Below are 19,013 nucleotides of genomic sequence, written 5' to 3'. Positions count from 1 at the left end.
ATTGCCGGGAGGTATTTTTTATTGTTCCTGTAGATTTAAAAGAAAGTTTGATCATTTGTAAAAAAGTTCGATAATTTATAAAAAAGATTGATAATAGAACAAAGTTTGATAAATCTCTGTATAAATATAGGGGTTTTCTTTTAAATGTATTCAATTAAATTTAATGGAAGAGCGTTGTTGCTTGAAATTAGGAAATAATGGGATAATTGAGATAGTTTTAGATAGATACATTTTTTTCTTTTATATTCTTATACGAAAAATAAAGGGTGTAGGTCTTGTTGTATTCAACAAACGGGCCATCTAACGGAATAAAAGTAAAAGCCCCCCTGATTGCCGGGAGGCATAGTTCACTGCTTCATTCTTTATTTGCCTCTTTCCTCACGAAAAGTGAGCAGTATTCCATATGTCCAGAGTGTATATGGCAACATATAGGATGCTGATGAGTTTATTTATTCACCATTGGAAGGTCAACAGTAAATGGTTGTAAATCCTCAGATGGGACAAAGCTTGAAAAATCGAACTGCAGGATTGTATTTTCCAGCTTTAAGTTCTTTATTTTTTCTTCTCCATTCAAATCGAATGTGGATTGGAAGTGTAGCGTTGCCTTATCAATCATTTTTACTTTATTAAAGGGAATACCGTGGTTTTTAGGAGGCCACGGATTTTCTGGGTCAATCTTGGTTAAATATTCCTTATCAACCAACCAGAATAGGTATTCTAAATTATGGTTAATTGTTTCAAGTTTACCTTTACTCAAATTCTTCGGAAGCCCTGTAAGTTGATAATCTATTGCCAATTTCCCACCTTTTTGAGTAACATCGTTTACCTGCAAGCCTAAATTGAACCGTGTGCTTTTTAAGGTGAAAGATTTTATATTCAAAAGCTGTTGTACTTTTGGATCTGCTGCTGATAACGAAGGATAAAAGGTAAGTGATGTAATATCTGAATTCAGCTTAGTCATTTCTCTTCTCACGGTACTATGATATCCATCTTCTTGTTTCGATTCCTCAATAATTGTTGGGTTTCCAAACGTATACATTTTCCCTTTATTATCAACTACTTTTATATCAATATCATCGCCCTTGTATTTCTCCACGGTCTCATAAATAAGCGAAGAAGACGTTTTTGCGGTAAGAATCTCCTTTATACGGACTTTGACCTCATCTTCTGGGTATCCCTGCTCCTGATTAATAACAAGTGTACGATTTTTTTCTTGTTGAATTGGAATATCAAAATTCCATTCACCTTTTATCCCGTTGATATTATGAATCGTTATGGGAAGAGTAAAATTCTCCTTAATTGATTTATATGGATATTCCATTTTCCATTGGAAGTTATATCCATCTTCCACTTTCTTAATGTTATTTGACCTTCCACGTAGCCACGGGTCATGATCCCCTTTATAGTTTTCGAAGTTCATATCAAAGCTTACTTCCCCTTTTTCGTTCCCCCCTTTTTCAACATCTTCATCTACAAATCCTGTGATTGACACCACATTTCCATCAAAGTAGGCGCTGGTTAGTTTTACAGTGACTCCATTTTTTGTTAAAGATTGATTTAATTCTGTAACTGCATCCTGATTGGCCAATTCTACACCCATTGAATCGTCAAAGTCTTTAAAGATTCCGCCAATTAAGGGTGCATTCGCTAATACTTTGTTCATTGTAGGATTAATAAAACCAGAGGTGACAGTTATTCCAAGAAGAGCAACGGCAACAGCTGAACCTGCAAGAACTGTCTTTTTCTTTGTTTTTCCCTCTTGTCCTGACATTTTTAAGCCTTTATCAATGGCGTTAAATATTTTTTCTTTTGGTACAACTATTTTATCAATTGCACTTTTTACTTCCTTTTTATCCATGACACTTGTCCCCCTTTTCTTTATAAGACTTTTTTAAATTAGCTTTCCCCCTGCTTAAATAAGTTTTGACAGTTCCTTCGGGAATCTCCATAACTTCGCTAATGGTTTTAATAGAATAATCATAGTAGTAAAATAAAATAATGGCGGTTCGATAATTCTCTTTTAACTGTCCAATAGCATTCAAAAGATTTATTGCCTCATCTTGGTCCGAATGATCTGTTACCGATAAATTAGACAACACTTCGTCTGTTAGTGGCACAATATTATTTCTTCTTTTGAGAATATGACCAGAACATCGGATAATGATCTTGGTAAGCCAAGTCATAAAGTATTCCGGTTGCTTTAAAGCGTGAATACTCAAATAAGCTTGATATGTCGTCTCTTGAACCACATCCAATGCATCCTCTTCGTTATGTACATAAAGATAAGCAGTTCGGTAGATTTGTTCATAGTGCTGCTTGATAAGTTGTTCAAAGGCTTTTTTATTGCCTCTAATTGCTTTTATTACCAGCTTATCATTCCCAGACTCCATCTTTCTTTCAACCCCTTTCAACTATTAGTGGAATATATCTTCAGAAAAAGTTTCAAAAATAAAAAATAAATTTAATTAACCCTTTAAATAGATTACCATGTAAGAAAACGTACCAATAACACGTATATCGATATTCCGCAATCGGGCGCGTTAATGGAAAACAACCGTGCCACAATAGGACCAAGATTTTGTATAATAGATTATGTAAATATTGTACAATGCGGCTATATTTAACAAAGTAAGGTTGGAGGTTGATAATTATCTTTGAAAAGAGCGAAAGTTCAACGGAAGTGGTTTTGCTGCAGGTATAAGATTAGGTGACGGTTTAACTTTAACTATGATTTGAAAGTTTATTTGCTTTATAGTTGTTATGGCTTGCCCTTCTTTAAATATCAGTTTTAATAAAACTGGTTAACCCATATTATATTTGATATTTTTAAAAAATAATTGAGCGAAAATCAGAGGAGTAGTATTATGAATTCTATCAAAATCACTAATAAAAGAAACATTATTATAGGGTTGTTTCTCTCATCTATTATCTTATTATCAGCTTGTGGAAATGACTCAAGTGGATCTACAGAAGATACTAAAAACAAAGTACACAAAGTTGAAAACACTACAGAGGATAAACCCGAAGAGAAAAATGCACCTCTGGATATTTTGAATCAACTTGCAACACTTTCTACCCAAACAGAAGAGCTTTATGTTACAGGCAATATAGTAATTGGCGAAAATGAAGAAGTTACACCTGGTATTTATGATTTAGAAATCACAGGAGGTTCTGGAAATATATTTGGTGACCGTTCTTCTGTTTCTTCGTTATTCATAAATTGGGTTGGAGGAGCAAAAGAAAATACTGGAGGATATCCTTCAAAAATACGAATGATACTTTTTGAAGGTGATACTCTTGAATTTAGCGATATTTCTAAAGTTAAATTTAATGCAGTACCTGAAAAGGTTGAACCTTCTAATGAATTAGGTATAGGTGAGTTTATAGTTGGAAGAGATATCATGCCTGGAGATTATAAACTTTCAACTAATGTTAAATTAAATCCTGAATTTGAGAATTTAGGATGGAAAATTACAATATATAACGATGAAAATGGTCAGAGCAGAGATCAAATGTTTACTGCTACTAATGATGATGTAGTTGTCAGCTTAAAAGAAGGTGAAGTTATTTCAATTTCTTACGATAATACTGACCATGGTTCTTCTTCAGATGATGCAAAATTAATATTTGCAGAATTATAATAAAAAATAATCGTTATTTTATTCGGTTGAATATTTTCATCCGAAAAAGTTTCAATAATTCTTGTATGTGCACGGTTGGCTTTCTTCGGTTAAAGGGCGCTTTAATTGAGGAAGGATCACAGAAATGATCAAACTTTTTTATAAAGAATGATCCAATTAAATATATTAAGAGCGTGTTTTTGATCAATCTTTTTTTCAAACACGCTCTTTCTTTTTGTTCGTTTATCAAGGTTATTAGAATCAATTTACTCAAACATGATTCAAAAGCAACACTTCCAATAGGGTAGACCTTTTGGGATAGTTTTGTCAGAGAAATAAAATCTATATTTTCAGGTGTCACATATACATGTCCTAAAACACAGTGTAAAGAAGCAACGAATGATAAACGAGCTGGAAGCTGGAGAGGAAATCATCAGAGCAAAGAAAGCCACGTAAAATCCATAAAAGATACATGGCTCGATGTATCAGACGAGAATCCGTATTCGACATTCCTTCATGCGGTAGGCGTTCAATGGCCGGACAGTGTTATTTTGTTGAAAAAATTACCGCTTATCTCTTGAATCTCCTGTTCCAAATCCGCTGGATAGGAAATGATAAAACAAGTGGATGGACCTGCAGACTTATGTAAATCCAGTTTGATTCCTATGTTTTCTATGTTTTCGATTTTTATGCCTGGTAAAAACCTGCATAGTTCATCGGCTATTCCTTTTGAACCGACTGGCAAGATCGTGACTCTTTCATTTTGCCAAAGCTGTTTAAACAACTGCAGCGGAGCGATGGATCGCGATTCTTCGACCACTTCAGCACCTACCAACGGTTTGCCGATAACAGCCAAATTAGCCTCCTGCAAAGGCAGCGCTTCCGTTGACGCTGATTTGCCGCCAGTCCCAAGCACACTCAATCCCAATGCAGACTGAAGCAGTTCCATATTGGTTTCTGTGCTTCCGGTAATAGGGATATCCAGTCCCAATTCATCCAAGCCCTCCTGGATTCCCTCTTTCAGCTCCTCCCATACCGATTCCCCACAAAAGTTCTGCATGACGATGGAAACCGGGAATCCCCCAGCTGCCATGCATTCCATGACCGCGACCCGAAAGGAATAATAGGAAACAACATGATAGGGGACCTTCACGAGATCCTTTTCCTTCATGCCGATTCCCCCGCTATTGTCGGTTGCTATAATCAAAACTTGGTCATTGAACGGGACATATAATGGATCTCTCATTCGTTTACTTCCTTTTGAGGCAGTATCTTTTTCACAACGGGATGAAGTCTTGGGGTCAACAGATGGGCAAGTGCCAGATTAATAATTGTTCCCGTAAGCAAAGAAGGCAGCAGTGCTGTATAAAAGGCAGGACTGATCAGCGTCATAAAAGGAAGCGGTGCTATTAATGCATTACCAACCAAGAAAAAGAATGCAGCACTTTTTTGCTTTTTCGTTCGATATAGGCGACCATATCCCCATACCAAAACAGCCATTTCAACCATAATTAAGAAGTGAAAGGGCCCAAGGGGCATGCCGCCTAAAATGGCCGAAATAATATGGCCGGCTCCTGCAATGACCGCGCCGAATAAAGGTCCCAATAACACAGAAGCAAGCAGGGCAGGAAAGCTATCCAAGGCAACCGTTCCTATAATGGCAGGAAGCTTGATGAAGGACCCGACAGCGGAGAGGGCAATAAAGATTGCCGACCAGCTTAGTTTTCTGGCAAACATCATTTATCCTCTTTTCTTTTTCCATCCCTAAATACTTTCGCACTTCTCGCATATTCCACATCTTTCACACCTAACCGAAAATTAATCACTCGTGCAAGCGCGAAGAAATAATCAGACAATCTATTTAAATATTGCAAGGCTGCAGGTGAGGTATTTTCATCCTCTTTCATTAGCGAAACGGTCAGCCGCTCTGCACGCCTCGTTACGGTTCTCGCAATATGGATGGAAGCAGCAGGCTTCGTCCCCCCTGGTAAAATAAAACGTTCAAGCTCCGGAGCTTCCTTAATGAAAGTGTCTATCCTGCTTTCCAAAACAGAGACTGCTTCTTCAGTCAGCTTTAACGGACGCTTTTCGGAAATTGAGGCAAGATCACCGCCACAGTCGAACAGTTCATGTTGAATTCGTTCCAGGTCTTCCAGGACATCTTCAAAAACGGATGAATCTAGTTCTAGAATCGCCTGACCGACAAAGCAATTTATTTCATCAACGGTTCCGTATGCTTCGACGCGGATATCGTCCTTATCAACCCTTCCCCCTATAATGCTTGTTTTTCCTTTATCCCCGGTCCGTGTATATAATTTCATGCCGATTCCTCCTTATTTGATTTGCCTATTCAACCCGTACCAAATCACATCTACTCTATCAGCATTTGAAGAAATATCCTGATAGACCCAGCCAGTCATATCCCGCCATTTTCTATCTGCTTGCGCAAGCGGTACAATCCCTTTTGTAATGTCCGCCCCGATAATAACGACCAGGCGCTTTCTGCCGCTCGCCTCCCATATTTTCCATTCCTTGAGCCTTTTTCTCCAGATTTCCCTGCAAGTATGCGCATCCAATACCTTACAGTCTTCTTTAAGGAACTGTTCGATTCCTTCTATTACGAGAATATTGCTATCAAGGACAGTTAAATCGACAGGAAGGATATCGCCATTATATGCATTTAACACTTTCCCTTTTCTTTGATAATATTCCTTGACCCACTTGGATTTGCCGTTATAAGCGCCTCCCGTAACAAAGTGCACCTTCCATCCCTCCTAAAGTCTTCCGTATGGAAATTCATTTCCCACCCATTTCCGTGTGGGATGCCCCATTCCCAAAATGGCTTTTCCACCGGAGCATATTTCATTAACAGATATCGGATAACTCCTCCGTGTGTCACAATCGCAGCCCGTTTAATCCCCTGTTCAGCCATTTGCTCTTTGACTGATTTCCAGCCGCGCTGGACTCGGTCTGCAAACTGATCAAAGCCTTCTCCGTTTGGAGGTATTACTGCAAGGGGGTCCTCGAGCCATTTTTTATAGTCGCGATCTTCCAATAAATCCTCATATGTCTTTCCTTCCCATTCTCCAAAGTGAAGCTCCCTGAACTCCTTTATTTGCTGGACGGGTTTCTCAGGGAACAGGATCGCTGCCGTATCTGTACACCTTTTTAAATCGCTGGAAAAAACCAATGGAGCATCCATCACCAATGGGCAAAGCTGGGCCTTGCCTTTCCTGCTTAGCGGCGAATCAGACCAGCCGAGATAGGCTTTTCTTTCATTCGCAACCGTCAGTCCGTGACGAAATAATGTAATAACCAGATTGTCATCCACAGTATTAATTCAACTCCTTCAACGGAAGCACCGTTCACATCACCTGTGATTCCGCCAAACCATTTTATAATCTTCCTTTTTAAAAAAAGCATTGAAAAAATTAAGACGATTATAAGAACGATGAATGAATAAAAGCTTGTTACGTTTGTGGACAGTAAGGCAAGCCCTGCCAAAGCTAAATATACTGGATATACCGCTGTGCTGTTCTTTCCCGCTGCCGCTTGAAAGAAGGCCGCCAACCCATCCGTTTTGGCCAATGGCATTTTGGCTAAAATAAGACCCATGGCCGTCCTGCCCAAGAAGGGAACCATAATAATCAGACTATAGGACCATGGCTTGATATTTTGAATAATTTCATAGAGAAAGAGCATCCGGCTGCCTAGAAGTACAATGACAGAAATAACCCCAAAAGCACCCGTTCTTGGATCGCTCATGATTTCCAGTCGCTTTGGTATGTCCCGGTAGGAAAAATAAGCATCACTTGCATCGATCCAGCCGTCAAGGTGAAGGCCACCCGTGATGATGATTGTCAGCAGCCAAAGGAAAAAGGCTGCGGCAAGCGGAGATAAGGGTGTCCATTCTAATAGGACAAATAATAAAACTGCATAGACCATTCCTTGTAGCAGCCCCAGCAGCGGGAAGGTGTGGAACGTTTTATTTATGTATTCTTTATCCATTGGCAACTGCCTCTTCACCGGAAGAATAGTGAAAAATTGCAGATTGATGAGGAATCCGGTCCATATTTTCATTTTTCCTGGCCCCATTCGTTCAAAATCCCCTTCACTTTTTCCCAGTTTAAAAAAGGACGTATCTGTTCCACAGCTTTATCCAGATTCTTATACTTCTCTTTATTCATGTAGATTGTCTTACTTAATGGCAGATGCTTTTTCTCCCGGAGACGATTCAGCCACAAAGTTCTCCATTCGTCATTATGGAATAGATGATGCATATAGGTCCCTATCAACCTTCCTTTTTCCGTATAAAAACCTTCCGCTTCTCCTGAATCAAGTATTATAAACGGTAACTCTCTTTGTCTCGTTCTCCACACAGTATCTCCTAAATGGATTTCATATCCTTCAAGCCGGACAGTTTCTTTTACGCCTGTTTCAGGATGCAGGCTTCCCTTTGAGCGGATGGTCTTTTTCTCTGTTGAGAAAATGGTTTGTGCGGGTACGAGGCACAGGCCTTCTTCTTTCGTTTGCGGCATACCCGTATCCGAGCCTTCATCATCTATCAATTGTTCACAGAGCATTTGAAAGCCGCCGCAGATTCCGATGATCGAACCCCCGTCACGATAGTAGTCTATCACCTTCTGGGCTAATCCCGTTTTCTTCAAATAACGCAAATCTTGAATCGTGCTTTTTGTCCCGGGAATGATCAAGGCATCCGGCTTTCCAAAATCTGAAGCTCCTTCCACCCATCTGATGGAAACCTCTTTCTCGTATAGGAATGGTTCGAAATCCGTATAATTCGATATGTATGGCAGCTTCAACACAGCCAGGTCAAGCGGCGCCTTTTTAGAAGCTGAAAACCGGTCCGACAAGGAAAGCGAATCTTCTCCTTCAACCATATGCCCGCTTATATAGGGAATAACCCCTAAAACAGGAATCCCTGTCTTCTCTTCGATCCAGACAACACCATCTTCAAACAAATGGATATCGCCTCTGAATTTATTCACAACAATTCCCCGGACCCGTTTTCTTTCAGAAGGTGTGAGCAGTTCAAGTGTTCCGATAATACTGGCAAATATCCCTCCTCTTTCAATATCCGCGACAAGAATCACCGGCACATCAGCTAGCTCAGCGACTTTCATATTCACTAGCTCTCTATCTTTTAGGTTAATCTCGACAGGCGAGCCTGCCCCTTCCATAACAACCACCTCATATTCTTCTTTGAGTTTGGAAAGGGAAAGCCGGATCGCTTCGATTCCTTGTTCATAGAAGTTCACTCGATATGACATGCCTGATAGCGTACGGAGCGACTTTCCAAAAAGGACTACCTCTGAGCTCTGATCAGATTTGGGCTTCAAAAGGATCGGGTTCATCCAAATGGTCGCTTCCGTGTTTGCCGCTTCGGCTTGAATGCCTTGTGCCCTACCGATTTCATATCCATCAACGGTTACATAGGAATTATTGGACATATTTTGCGACTTAAAGGGGGCGACCTTCATTCCTTCCTGTGCCAGAAGCCTGCAAAAAACAGTTGTAATAAAGCTTTTTCCGGCATCTGATGATGTTCCTTGAATCATGATTCCTTTCATTCTACTTCCCCCTTCATAAGCACTGCGCAACCAGCTTCCATTAAATAGGCAGTGTCAGACATGGCCACCATTTCCTGATGAAGGCTGCCAATCATTTTTGAATAGGTTTGATTTACCCCTTTAGCGATGACCGGGGCATGAAGTACCTCATTGCTTACGACAATCAAGGATGCCGCATGCTTACTTATTTCTTTAATAGCGTCTAATAACCTCTTTCTTAACGAAGCCAGGAAGGCGGGGTCTTCCCATTCATCCATATTTGAAGCAGACGGGAACATTTCATTATTTAACAATGTTGTTAGACAATCGAGCAGCACGATACTGTTTGAGTCTAAAAGCGGTACAGCCGCTTCTATCGCAACCGGATACTCTAGAGTGATCCAATTTCCGGCCCCGTTTTCCCTATCGCTTTTATGCTGAGCAATCCGCTCTTGCATTTCCGGGTCGCCGGGACGTCCGCAAGCGATATAATATAACGTTCCATTTTGATGATTGGCGAGATTGATGGCAAGCTGCTCCGCAAAGCTACTTTTGCCGCTCCTTACTCCTCCTGAGACAAAAACGAGGGATGATTGCGCCATTGTGTTAAGACCTCCATCAGTCCTTGATTATCACATTCATTTTTCACGGCAAACCTCAGCCATCTTCCGTCTAAACCAGGAAAGTTGAATGTATGCCGCGGCACGATTCCGTTTCTTAACAAAAACCGAACTAGGGGCAGCAGATCTGATCCATACCGATCTTTTACTATATAAAAATTAACGCTGCTATCTGAAACAATGAAACCACTGTTTTCATAGAAGTTTTTCAGAGTTTCCCGTTGCTGGCTGACTAATTGTTTGGTATTTTCCACGTGTCTTTCATCCTCAAGGCTTATTTCACCTGCGATAAGAGCAAGGCTGTTCACGCTCCAATGAGGGCGAAATTTTTTGATTTGGTCGATAATGTCCGGGTTGGCGAGCAAGTATCCCAGCCTTAATCCTGGTATCGCATACATTTTTGTTAAAGACCGGAGGATTATCAGATTGGGATATTCATCGATGCAGGAGGCATACGTAAAGCCCTCTTCCAGGAAATCATGGAAGGCTTCATCGATGATTGTATAGCAATTATGCTTTTTGCATGCTTCCAGCAGCTGTAAAACGGATTGTTGCTCAAAAGAAATTCCGGTCGGGTTATTAGGCGTGCATAAAAAAACGGCGTCGGCTTCCTTGATAAGCGGAAGGAGCCGCTCGAGCCGGAGCTCCCAATTCCCTTCTTCGAGAATATGATAACGCAAACGGCAGCCCGCCGATTCACAGGCTTGTTCATATTCAGAAAATGCAGGCTCGATAATCAAAACGTTTTTTCCTGATAAAAACCGGGCAACAAGAGTGATCAGTTCCGCTCCCCCGTTTCCCATTAAGATTGTATCCTGCGGAAGCTTCTCTTTTATCGAAATACGGTTTATCAACGAACTAGCGTTGGGGTCGGGATAATCTTTCACCAATTCAAATAACTGCGGCCATTTCTTTTTTAATCCAGGAGGCGGGCCGAGCGGATTGATATTTGCGCTAAAGTCAATGATATGTTCAGGTTTGGTTATTTGTAGTGATTGATAAAGTAAATGGGGGTTAGATCCATGAGAGGGCCATTTCAAGGCTGATACCTCCTATCCATAATAACAACATGAAGCCAAACGATGCCCGCTGCATTAACGTAATTGATTTCTGAATATGAATGGATTTGAGGCTGATAACAGGGGCTCCCATTCTGGCCCGGTCCGAAATACTGCCTTTATAATAATTCACACCACCAAGCTGGATTCCTAAAATGGATGCTGTTGCGGCTTCTCCCCAGCCGCTGTTGGGGCTCGGATGCTTCGGGGCATCCCGCAGGTAATCTTCCAGCAGTCTCTAAAACTATTAACCTTTGATTTCATGCTTATTAACATCGCGAATGCGGTCAATCTGCTCGGAACCCAATTTACGAGATCATCCAGTTTCGCAGAGGCCCAGCCAAATTGCCCGTACCTCTCGTTTCGATAGCCGACCATGGAGTCGCATGTATTGATTGCCCTGTAGGCAATTGCGAAAGGGGCTCCGCCAATTGTTCCCCAGAACAGGGGAGCCGTCACCCCGTCACTCGTATTTTCAGCCACTGTTTCAACCGTGCCGCGGACAATTTCACTCACGTCCAGCTTATCTGTATCACGCCCGACTATATAAGAAAGTTTTGCCCTCGCTTCAGTTAAATCACTGTTGCTTAACGGGTGATACACTTCCATTGCTGCTTCCTTTAAGCTTCTTTGAGCAATCGCAGTTGAAATCAGGATCGCTTCCAAAAGCACACCGGCAGCGGGATGCAGTGAATACATGACAAAGACAGTTACATACGTTACAAGCAACACTGTGATAAGTACAGTACCCGTCATAAGTAGGCCCATCCATTTTTTGTAGCTGCCCTTATTCCAACGCTTATCCAAAAAGCCAATAAGTGCCCCCATCCATCTAACGGGGTGAGGCCAATTTTTCGGGTCGCCGATCAGCAAATCCAGTAAATAGGCAAGGGTGACAGCAAGTAAATGATATAAAACCATCATAATGAATGCCTGTTTTTATATTTTTCGAGACTAATTGTCATGCATTCGTATATCCCTTTACTGATGAGGTTACCAAGCGGTGTGATCGTCCCGGCATATTGAATCTCGTTACCTTGTTGGATAGAAGCAATCAAAATACTGTCTGTTGACGTCCCTGTAGCATATGTGCCTGTTACCGGATCTTTGATGCCAAAATCCAGCAATGCTTTTACCTTTGCTTCTGTAGCAGTGACCATACTTTGGACAAAGGCGGCTTCAGACAGGCGACCATTTATGAATATCCAAGTATTGATGGTACCCGGAGTTTGTTTATAGCTTATCCTTTTGTTGCTTGTCGCATCGACGGCATTCCCAGTGCCTGCTGTCAGTACGATGAAAACCGAAATGTCATCTTCCTGGTAAAACCGAAAAACCACATCATTCAAATTGACTGCGGTCATCATCCCTACCGTCTCTTCAGGAACAAATCCGCGAGCGAGCAAATACTCTTTCATTTCTTGAATGTGGTCGCTGCAATCATAGTTTTGATCGACATATCTGTTTATGAAAGTATGGTGCCAGCTAAACCCTGCACCCGTCACACCGGAAGACAACGTTCTAAGCGGAATCGGCGCTACTAGTTGAATGATATCGTCTGACACTTTCAGATATTGCTCGTTTATCTCAATATTAGTGCTGTCACCACCAGTTCCTTCAGGCAATAAAACCATTTGCGGCTTCGGAATCGCTGGATGTGCGAGTCTTTCAATACTGGTATGATAAACTGTTTCAATTCTATCTTTCCGAAGAACCTCGATCGGCGTTCCGATTTGATTGATTCGCCCTTTTTCAAGTAGCAGCAATCTATCGCAATAAAGACCTGCCAGATTTAAATCATGAAAGATAGATACAACGGTTAGTTGCCGTTCTTTCGTCCATTGTCTTAATTGGTCGAGCAGTTCTTTTTGAAAAGATAGATCGAGATGGTTGGTCGGTTCATCGAGCAGCAATATTTCCGGTTCTTGCGCGAGAGCCTGAGCAAGGAAAACACGCTGTCTCTCTCCTCCAGAAAGTTCGTCTAAATAATGGTCGCCAAAAGCCGTGATTCGTGTCTGAGCCATTGCCTTTTTCACGATATCTTCGTCTTCTGCACTCCAGCTTTGCAGCCAGCCCTGCTGATGGGCATACCTGCCAAGAGAAACGGTTTCTTTGACCGTGTAGGAAAATGACTGGGCGGAATGTTGTGGTAGCACAGCAACAATCTTTGCGAGCTCCTTGGCCGTATGATCTTTTATTTTCTTTCCTTTTACCGTGATTTCCCCTTGCCCATACGGCAAGATACCACTCATCATCTTAAGCAGTGTCGTTTTCCCGCTCCCATTTGGACCAAGAACGCCGAATAATTCACCCTGATGGACATTAAACGATATGTCATTTACCACAGCTTCTTCACTGTACCCGCCTGTCACATCACGGATGCTAAGAAGTTCTGTCATCTCCGCTCACCTCTTCTCTTCACTAGAATGACTGCGAACACCGGTGCACCAATAAGAGCTGTAATAACACCGATTGGCAGTTCAGTAGGCGAAATCACAGTCCGGGCCACAAGATCCGCAAGTATCAAAAATCCTCCGCCTATTAAAATGGAAAGGGGAAGAAGGTGTTTATGGTCCGGACCCCATAGGAGTCTTGTCAAATGCGGGATGACTAAACCGACAAAGCCGATGGTGCCCGAAACAGCAACCGCTGCGCCTGTCAAAATCGAGCCTGCCGACAGTAGGAGCAGCTTTCTTTTCTGTACATTAACCCCTAAGTGCTGCGCCTGCTCCTCGCCAAAGGACATCGCATTCAATTCACGGGAACTGATTATAAGCAACAAGGATCCAATGATAAAGAAAGGAAGCATGATTTGGATGTACTCCCAACCCCTCATCGATACGCTCCCGAGAAGCCAGCCGATAATCTGTCTTAATTCGTCTCCTGTCAAGGCGATCATCAAGGAAATAAAAGCACCTAAAAACGAACTGAAAATAATCCCCGTTAAAATGATTGTCTCAACCTTCATGGACCGGTCTATCTTGCGGGCAAACAGCAATACAATAAAAATAGTTACAAATGCAGCCGTGATGCTAAAAAGAGGCAATGTATACAACCCTATGCCTGGCAATGAAATCTGGAAGAAAAGAGTGACGACTGCGCCTACCGAGGCACCTGACGAAACACCAAGAGTATATGGGTCGGCAAGCGGATTCCGCAGCAAGCCTTGAAAGGCGGCTCCGGCTACCGCGAGAGACGCCCCCACCAATCCTGCTAAAATGACCCTCGGCAGGCGGATATTCATGACGATGGTTGCATACATCGGATCGATTTGCCCGGCAACCGGAAGATGAAACGCTTCCTGTCCAATAATCTTTAATATGTAAGAAATCGGAACAGCGACTGTTCCGATCGAAATACCAATGACCATGGCACAAATAAGGAAAATTGTTGCAAGTAAATAAGCAATCCACTTATTATTTGTTAAAGATATCAGGGTATACGGCTTTCGCAAATTCTTCTACTCCTTCGGCAAGCCTTGGTCCTGGCCTGCTCACGAGATCTTGATTCACTTCAAATATCTGCTCATTTTTGACAGCGTTCAGATTCTGCCAGCCTTCGCGTGTCTGAATTTGTTTAATAGAATCAGGTCCGTATAGTGAAATAATGGTATCCGGGTTTCCTTTGATGATCGCTTCCTGATCGATCGCAACCCAACCTTCTTGATCCCCGGCTGCATTCTTTGCATTGATAGTCTGAAGCATTTCATCCATGAATGTGTTCTTGCCCGTTGTATAAATATCAGGCACCGCTGACACCTCAATATAAGCCGTTTTTCTATCTTCCTCCGGGATCTTGGCCGCTGCGGTTTTTATTTCTTCGAACTTCGCTTTCAAATCGGCTACGATTTTTTCTGCGTTTTCCTTCTCCCCCGTCGCTGTACCAATCATTGTGATAGATTCATACGCTTGGTCAAAGGTTTGCGCGTTGTTTACGACAATAACATCAATACCGGCATCTTTTATCTGCTGAAGGCCTTCTTTTGCACTATCTCCTGAAGAAGCATGAGCCAACACCAAATCTGGTTGTAAAGAGATCACTTTTTCAACGTTGAACTCCAGCCCGCCAATTTTCTCTTTTTTAATAGCTTCTTCTGGATAATTATCAAAATCGGAAACTCCGACGATCTCATCATCCAACCCTAAACTAAAAGCAATTTCCGTGTTGCTTGGAATCAGTGAAACAATCTTTTCAGGCTTTTCTTCAATCGTAACCTCTTGATCACTGGCATCCTTAATCTTTACCGGATATGCCGCTTCTGCACCTTGTTCCGTTTTCGCTTTTTCATTTGAATTACTTTCCTTGCCCTGGTCATCGCCGCAACCAGCTAAAACCCCTATGGATAATAGAATTAAAAATAATAATGAATACAACTTTTTCATGGTACTTCCTCCAGATTCATAATGTGATTCTTGTATAGTTCTTGCTGAGTAACTATCATTTCATCGCAGAAACCAGTCTTAAACGTAAAAAAATCTCCAAATTTATATTGGAGATTTTAGTATGGCCAGTAAAATTAAGTAGAATTACACCTAAACTGCCGCCACACACCTCCCCATCCTCGTAGGTTTCACTGGTGCACGGATACAGGCAGGTTTCCTGGCTTATGGTCATCGTTTACGGCACCTTCCCATATCCTAATCGATACAGTGGTCATTTGCCGTTTTACTCCCATTTACAGTGGCGGGACCGCGTTGGTTTTTCACCAACTTCCCTTTTAAGTCTACTAATAGACACCTAGTTCCGTTTCTATGTATGAAATTTTTTCTGCTTCCCTGATTATACACGAATAAAAAAAGAAGTGACAACAATTTTGCAAGAAAAGCGCAAGCGCCTTGCAAGTAACGCACATCGACTAAAGTCTGCCACATCGTGTGGAAGCTCTGGAGCGGCACCTCGAGGGGCTAGGCGCTGGAGCTAGACACATTATATATTGAAAAGATCATTCACTTATCAAGCTTTAGCTTGGCAAGCGCCTCTGCCAGTGCTGTATTGATTGGTTCATCTTTGTTTTGTTGTTTCATATTAGGAGTTAACATGAAATTTAGAACGTAGAATTGAATATCGCTGCTAAGTAAGTGGGTCTAAGCAATTCCACCTTTAAATTATGGTATATTAGACGGTACATAGTTAGTAAAGGAGTACGAATATATGGTAAAAAGTGTGGTAATCGCTGAAAAACCTTCAGTTGCACGTGATATTGCAAATGTATTGAAGTGTAATAAAAAAGGTAATGGATTTTTAGAGGGCGACAAGTATATTGTCACATGGGCATTAGGACATTTAGTGACACTCGCAGATCCAGAAATTTACGATAATAAATATAAAACATGGAATTTAGTAGACCTTCCAATGTTGCCAGAGCGTATGAAATTAGTTGTAATGAAGCAAACTGGTAAGCAGTTCAATGCTGTGAAATCGCAACTAACACGTAGCGATGTAAATGAAATAATTGTTGCTACCGATGCGGGAAGAGAAGGAGAATTAGTTGCACGCTGGATTATTGAAAAAGCGAACGTGAATAAACCGATTAAACGTTTATGGATTTCTTCAGTAACAGATAAAGCGATTAAAGATGGTTTTGCCAATTTGAAACCCGGTAAGAACTATGAAAACCTTTATGCTGCGGCTGTTGCACGCTCAGAAGCTGACTGGTATATCGGTTTAAATGCAACACGTGCCCTAACAACTCGATTTAACGCACAATTAAACTGTGGCCGTGTACAGACACCTACTGTCGCAATGATTGCCTCACGTGAAGATGAAATTAAAAACTTCAAAGCGCAAACGTATTATGGTATCGAAGCTCAAACCGCTGATCATTTAAAATTGACTTGGCAAGACGCAAAAGGAAATTCACGTAGCTTCGATAAAGAAAAAATTGAAGCAACGTTTAAGAAATTAGATAATATTAAAGCAACGGTTACAGACATCGAAAAGAAAGCTAAGAAAACATTTGCTCCTGGTCTTTATGATTTAACTGAACTACAACGTGATGCAAATAAAATTTTTGGCTATTCTGCAAAAGAAACGCTAAACATCATGCAAAAACTATATGAGCAACATAAAGTGTTAACGTATCCACGTACGGATTCGCGTTTCATTTCTTCAGACATTGTTAGTACACTTCCAGAGCGATTAAAATCATGCGGAGTTGGAGAATATCGTTCTTTAACAAATAAAGTCTTAAACAAGCAAATATTGACCTCTAAATCGTTTGTTGATGATAGTAAAGTATCAGATCACCATGCAATTATTCCAACAGAAGGTTATGTGAACTTATCAGCTATGACGGATAAAGAGCGTAAAATTTATGATTTAGTGGTGAAACGTTTCTTGGCAGTGCTGTTCCCAGCATTTGAATACGAACAATTGACTCTTCGTGCGAAAATTGGTGATGAAAACTTTGTTGCAAAAGGAAAAACAATTCTTTCAAGTGGTTGGAAGGAAGTATATGAAAATCGATTTGAAGATGATGATGCAACAGATGATGTAAAAGAACAAATCTTGCCTCGTATCGAAAAAGGCGACACATTAAATGTAAAACTAATTGCTCAAACATCTGGTCAAACAAAGCCCCCTGCACGCTTTAATGAGGCGACGTTACTATCGGCAATGGAAAACCCTACGAAGTACATGGAGACTCAAAATAAGCAGCTAGCAGAAACATTAAAGTCAACAGGTGGATTAGGGACAGTAGCGACACGTGCGGACATTATCGACAAGTTATTCAACTCATTCTTAATTGAAAAGCGTGGCAAGGATATTCATATTACATCTAAAGGTCGTCAGTTATTAGACCTTGTACCAAATGAGTTGAAGTCACCAACAACTACTGCTGAGTGGGAAATGAAGCTGGAGCTAATTGCGAACGGCAAGCTGAAGAAAGAAGTATTCATCAATGAAATGAAACAGCATACAATGACAATTGTTGCTGAAATTAAAGCGAGCGAAAAAAAATATAAGCATGACAATATCTCAACAAAATCTTGTCCAGATTGCGGAAAACCAATGCTTGAGGTAAACGGTAAAAAAGGCAAAATGCTTGTGTGTCAAGATCGTGAATGTGGTCATCGTAAAAACGTAGCACGTGTTACAAACGCTCGCTGCCCACAATGTAAGAAGAAACTCGAACTTCGTGGCGAAGGTGACGGCCAAATCTTCACATGTAAGTGTGGCTATCGTGAGAAGCTATCTGCTTTTGAAGCAAGACGTAAAAAAGAAGGTAGTGGAAAAGCTGATAAACATAGCGTACAGAAATATTTAAAACAACAGAAACAAGATGAACCTGTTAACAATGCACTAGCTGAAGCTTTAAAAAAACTCAAATTGGATCAATAAAAACAAAAAGTAAAACGCAAAGCGATTGCTATGCGTTTTATTTTTATTAAATTAGCATATATAAAGTTTTTCAAACCCCATAATTCCTAAATGGATTAGATTACATTTAATTGTTTGATACTTTATTTGTAGACAAGACTGCACATAATTCATCCCAAAAGTGAGTCATATGCAGTCTTTTATTTATGTCATTTTTAAAAAATCCTAGATTAACACTATTTATTTTCAACTTATTCATATATCGATATCCAGACAAAACCCTCCTTATTTTTCGAGCAATTATTGCGAAATATTTCCCAAGAAATATGTCGAAACATTGCTGAGTTCTCTACGTTTCTTTAAGACTTTCATTTGTAAGTTAGACATCTAAGAGAAATTCGCACCTATGATAGTTTTCACCTTATAATCATTTGTAATTTTTGGTATTATTAACATAAATAAATGGCACCTACCAGATAATAAAAACTAAATAAAAAAGGGACGGTGTTTCAAATGAAAAATACTCATGAAACGCAATCGACCGAAGAATATGTTTATGAAGAAGGGAAAATATATTCACCTATAGAAGACTTGCAGAGAATTGAATCAGGTGGAGCTTATAACAAGGACAGCTTAGATATAAGTAAGCAGCCTAAAGGAATAAGATATATCGGATATTTCATTATAGGTTTTATAGTCATTACCTTTCTTTTAATAACCGCTATATATATTTTTTTTAATTAAAAGCCACTTTTGTGGCTTTTTTCATGGGACCCGCGGAGTTTCCAGTAATGGAATGATAGCAATCTATCAAAGATTTTAGTA

At 40.7% G+C, this 19,013-nt stretch carries 19 protein-coding genes and 1 riboswitch; of the genes, 3 read left to right on the top strand and 16 right to left on the bottom strand.

Going from position 1 to position 19,013, the window contains the following annotated elements; translation table 11 throughout:
* Positions 1-445: 445 nt before the first annotated feature.
* Together LQ216_RS06145 and LQ216_RS06140 are read right to left on the bottom strand one after the other, a co-directional pair.
* Positions 446-1,858, bottom strand: a complete 1,413-nt coding sequence (locus LQ216_RS06145) for a DUF4179 domain-containing protein (protein ID WP_230127810.1) — start codon at positions 1,856-1,858, stop codon at positions 446-448.
* Positions 1,851-2,390: a sigma-70 family RNA polymerase sigma factor gene (locus LQ216_RS06140; protein ID WP_230127807.1), complete on the bottom strand. Its 540-nt coding sequence runs from the start codon at positions 2,388-2,390 to the stop codon at positions 1,851-1,853. The genes LQ216_RS06145 and LQ216_RS06140 overlap by 8 nt, the downstream gene beginning before the upstream one ends.
* Positions 2,391-2,864: 474 nt before the next feature.
* Here LQ216_RS06140 and LQ216_RS06135 point away from each other — a divergent pair, with 474 nt between their 5' ends.
* Complete coding sequence (locus LQ216_RS06135; RefSeq protein ID WP_216824904.1) at positions 2,865-3,641, top strand: hypothetical protein; 777 nt, start codon at positions 2,865-2,867, stop codon at positions 3,639-3,641.
* A gap of 508 nt (positions 3,642-4,149) precedes the next feature.
* Here the strand turns inward: LQ216_RS06135 and LQ216_RS06130 are convergent.
* The 14 genes from LQ216_RS06130 to LQ216_RS06070 are packed head-to-tail and all read right to left on the bottom strand — an operon-like array spanning position 4,150 to position 15,250.
* On the bottom strand, positions 4,150-4,866 hold the full coding sequence (locus tag LQ216_RS06130) for an ATP-binding protein (protein ID WP_230127804.1): 717 nt from the start codon (positions 4,864-4,866) through the stop codon (positions 4,150-4,152).
* Positions 4,863-5,360: an ECF transporter S component gene (locus LQ216_RS06125; protein ID WP_354958544.1), complete on the bottom strand. Its 498-nt coding sequence runs from the start codon at positions 5,358-5,360 to the stop codon at positions 4,863-4,865. The genes LQ216_RS06130 and LQ216_RS06125 overlap by 4 nt, the downstream gene beginning before the upstream one ends.
* Entirely contained in the window at positions 5,357-5,941 is a 585-nt protein-coding gene (locus LQ216_RS06120) for a cob(I)yrinic acid a,c-diamide adenosyltransferase (protein WP_230127802.1), read from the bottom strand. The genes LQ216_RS06125 and LQ216_RS06120 overlap by 4 nt, the downstream gene beginning before the upstream one ends.
* 12 nt (positions 5,942-5,953) lie before the next feature.
* Entirely contained in the window at positions 5,954-6,382 is a 429-nt protein-coding gene (locus LQ216_RS06115; RefSeq protein WP_230127799.1) for a bifunctional adenosylcobinamide kinase/adenosylcobinamide-phosphate guanylyltransferase, read from the bottom strand.
* On the bottom strand, positions 6,301-6,951 hold the full coding sequence (locus LQ216_RS06110; RefSeq protein ID WP_230127796.1) for a histidine phosphatase family protein: 651 nt from the start codon (positions 6,949-6,951) through the stop codon (positions 6,301-6,303). Before LQ216_RS06110 ends, LQ216_RS06115 begins: the two co-directional genes overlap by 82 nt.
* Positions 6,909-7,715 (bottom strand): adenosylcobinamide-GDP ribazoletransferase, encoded by an 807-nt coding sequence (gene cobS, locus LQ216_RS06105; protein WP_230127793.1) that lies wholly within the window; start codon positions 7,713-7,715, stop codon positions 6,909-6,911. The genes LQ216_RS06110 and cobS overlap by 43 nt, the downstream gene beginning before the upstream one ends.
* On the bottom strand, positions 7,697-9,211 hold the full coding sequence (locus tag LQ216_RS06100; RefSeq protein WP_230127790.1) for a cobyric acid synthase: 1,515 nt from the start codon (positions 9,209-9,211) through the stop codon (positions 7,697-7,699). Before LQ216_RS06100 ends, cobS begins: the two co-directional genes overlap by 19 nt.
* On the bottom strand, positions 9,208-9,792 hold the full coding sequence (locus tag LQ216_RS06095) for a bifunctional adenosylcobinamide kinase/adenosylcobinamide-phosphate guanylyltransferase (RefSeq protein ID WP_230127787.1): 585 nt from the start codon (positions 9,790-9,792) through the stop codon (positions 9,208-9,210). Before LQ216_RS06095 ends, LQ216_RS06100 begins: the two co-directional genes overlap by 4 nt.
* A complete protein-coding gene (gene cobD, locus LQ216_RS06090) occupies positions 9,753-10,850 on the bottom strand; it encodes a threonine-phosphate decarboxylase CobD (RefSeq protein ID WP_230127784.1) in 1,098 nt (365 codons plus the stop codon). The genes LQ216_RS06095 and cobD overlap by 40 nt, the downstream gene beginning before the upstream one ends.
* Positions 10,825-11,088: a cobalamin biosynthesis protein gene (locus tag LQ216_RS20475; RefSeq protein WP_354958613.1), complete on the bottom strand. Its 264-nt coding sequence runs from the start codon at positions 11,086-11,088 to the stop codon at positions 10,825-10,827. Before LQ216_RS20475 ends, cobD begins: the two co-directional genes overlap by 26 nt.
* Complete coding sequence (cbiB, locus tag LQ216_RS06085; RefSeq protein WP_354958540.1) at positions 11,019-11,792, bottom strand: adenosylcobinamide-phosphate synthase CbiB; 774 nt, start codon at positions 11,790-11,792, stop codon at positions 11,019-11,021. Before cbiB ends, LQ216_RS20475 begins: the two co-directional genes overlap by 70 nt.
* The gene (locus tag LQ216_RS06080) at positions 11,789-13,267 is read right to left on the bottom strand and encodes an adenosylcobinamide amidohydrolase (RefSeq protein WP_230127781.1); all 1,479 of its coding nucleotides are present in this window, start codon (positions 13,265-13,267) and stop codon (positions 11,789-11,791) included. Before LQ216_RS06080 ends, cbiB begins: the two co-directional genes overlap by 4 nt.
* Positions 13,264-14,238 carry an iron ABC transporter permease gene (locus LQ216_RS06075; RefSeq protein ID WP_230128286.1) on the bottom strand — a complete coding sequence of 325 codons (975 nt, stop codon included), beginning with the start codon at positions 14,236-14,238 and terminating at the stop codon, positions 13,264-13,266. The genes LQ216_RS06080 and LQ216_RS06075 overlap by 4 nt, the downstream gene beginning before the upstream one ends.
* A gap of 46 nt (positions 14,239-14,284) precedes the next feature.
* Positions 14,285-15,250, bottom strand: a complete 966-nt coding sequence (locus LQ216_RS06070; protein WP_230127778.1) for an ABC transporter substrate-binding protein — start codon at positions 15,248-15,250, stop codon at positions 14,285-14,287.
* A 189-nt stretch (positions 15,251-15,439) separates the two neighbouring features.
* A riboswitch (cobalamin riboswitch) is annotated at positions 15,440-15,624 on the bottom strand.
* 395 nt (positions 15,625-16,019) lie between these two features.
* Here LQ216_RS06070 and LQ216_RS06065 point away from each other — a divergent pair.
* Together LQ216_RS06065 and LQ216_RS06060 are read left to right on the top strand one after the other, a co-directional pair.
* Complete coding sequence (locus LQ216_RS06065; RefSeq protein ID WP_230127776.1) at positions 16,020-18,209, top strand: DNA topoisomerase III; 2,190 nt, start codon at positions 16,020-16,022, stop codon at positions 18,207-18,209.
* Positions 18,210-18,701: 492 nt separating this feature from the next.
* Positions 18,702-18,932, top strand: coding sequence for a hypothetical protein (locus LQ216_RS06060; protein ID WP_230127773.1), 231 nt, complete (start codon positions 18,702-18,704; stop codon positions 18,930-18,932).
* Positions 18,933-19,013: the final 81 nt, after the last annotated feature.

Source organism: Bacillus sp. CECT 9360 (genome assembly GCF_918741275.1).
In the GTDB taxonomy this organism is placed as follows: Bacteria; Bacillota; Bacilli; order Bacillales; family DSM-1321; genus Peribacillus.
The sequence above is the reverse complement of the archived record's forward strand: the minus strand, read 5'-3'. Positions and strand labels throughout refer to the sequence as shown.

Excerpts from the sequence above, each read along its gene's own strand:
- LQ216_RS06130 (WP_230127804.1), bottom strand. The coding sequence starts at position 4,866 with ATGAGAGATCCATTATATGTCCCGTTCAATGACCAAGTTTTGATTATA.
- LQ216_RS06140 (WP_230127807.1), bottom strand. The coding sequence starts at position 2,390 with ATGGAGTCTGGGAATGATAAGCTGGTAATAAAAGCAATTAGAGGCAAT.
- LQ216_RS06095 (WP_230127787.1), bottom strand. The coding sequence starts at position 9,792 with ATGGCGCAATCATCCCTCGTTTTTGTCTCAGGAGGAGTAAGGAGCGGC.
- LQ216_RS06120 (WP_230127802.1), bottom strand. The coding sequence starts at position 5,941 with ATGAAATTATATACACGGACCGGGGATAAAGGAAAAACAAGCATTATA.
- LQ216_RS06135 (WP_216824904.1), top strand. The coding sequence starts at position 2,865 with ATGAATTCTATCAAAATCACTAATAAAAGAAACATTATTATAGGGTTG.
- cbiB (WP_354958540.1), bottom strand. The coding sequence starts at position 11,792 with ATGATGGTTTTATATCATTTACTTGCTGTCACCCTTGCCTATTTACTG.
- cobS (WP_230127793.1), bottom strand. The coding sequence starts at position 7,715 with ATGGGGCCAGGAAAAATGAAAATATGGACCGGATTCCTCATCAATCTG.
- LQ216_RS06125 (WP_354958544.1), bottom strand. The coding sequence starts at position 5,360 with ATGATGTTTGCCAGAAAACTAAGCTGGTCGGCAATCTTTATTGCCCTC.
- LQ216_RS06060 (WP_230127773.1), top strand. The coding sequence starts at position 18,702 with ATGAAAAATACTCATGAAACGCAATCGACCGAAGAATATGTTTATGAA.
- LQ216_RS06070 (WP_230127778.1), bottom strand. The coding sequence starts at position 15,250 with ATGAAAAAGTTGTATTCATTATTATTTTTAATTCTATTATCCATAGGG.
- LQ216_RS06100 (WP_230127790.1), bottom strand. The coding sequence starts at position 9,211 with ATGAAAGGAATCATGATTCAAGGAACATCATCAGATGCCGGAAAAAGC.
- LQ216_RS06080 (WP_230127781.1), bottom strand. The coding sequence starts at position 13,267 with ATGACAGAACTTCTTAGCATCCGTGATGTGACAGGCGGGTACAGTGAA.
- LQ216_RS06075 (WP_230128286.1), bottom strand. The coding sequence starts at position 14,238 with ATGGTCATTGGTATTTCGATCGGAACAGTCGCTGTTCCGATTTCTTAC.
- LQ216_RS06065 (WP_230127776.1), top strand. The coding sequence starts at position 16,020 with ATGGTAAAAAGTGTGGTAATCGCTGAAAAACCTTCAGTTGCACGTGAT.
- LQ216_RS06145 (WP_230127810.1), bottom strand. The coding sequence starts at position 1,858 with ATGGATAAAAAGGAAGTAAAAAGTGCAATTGATAAAATAGTTGTACCA.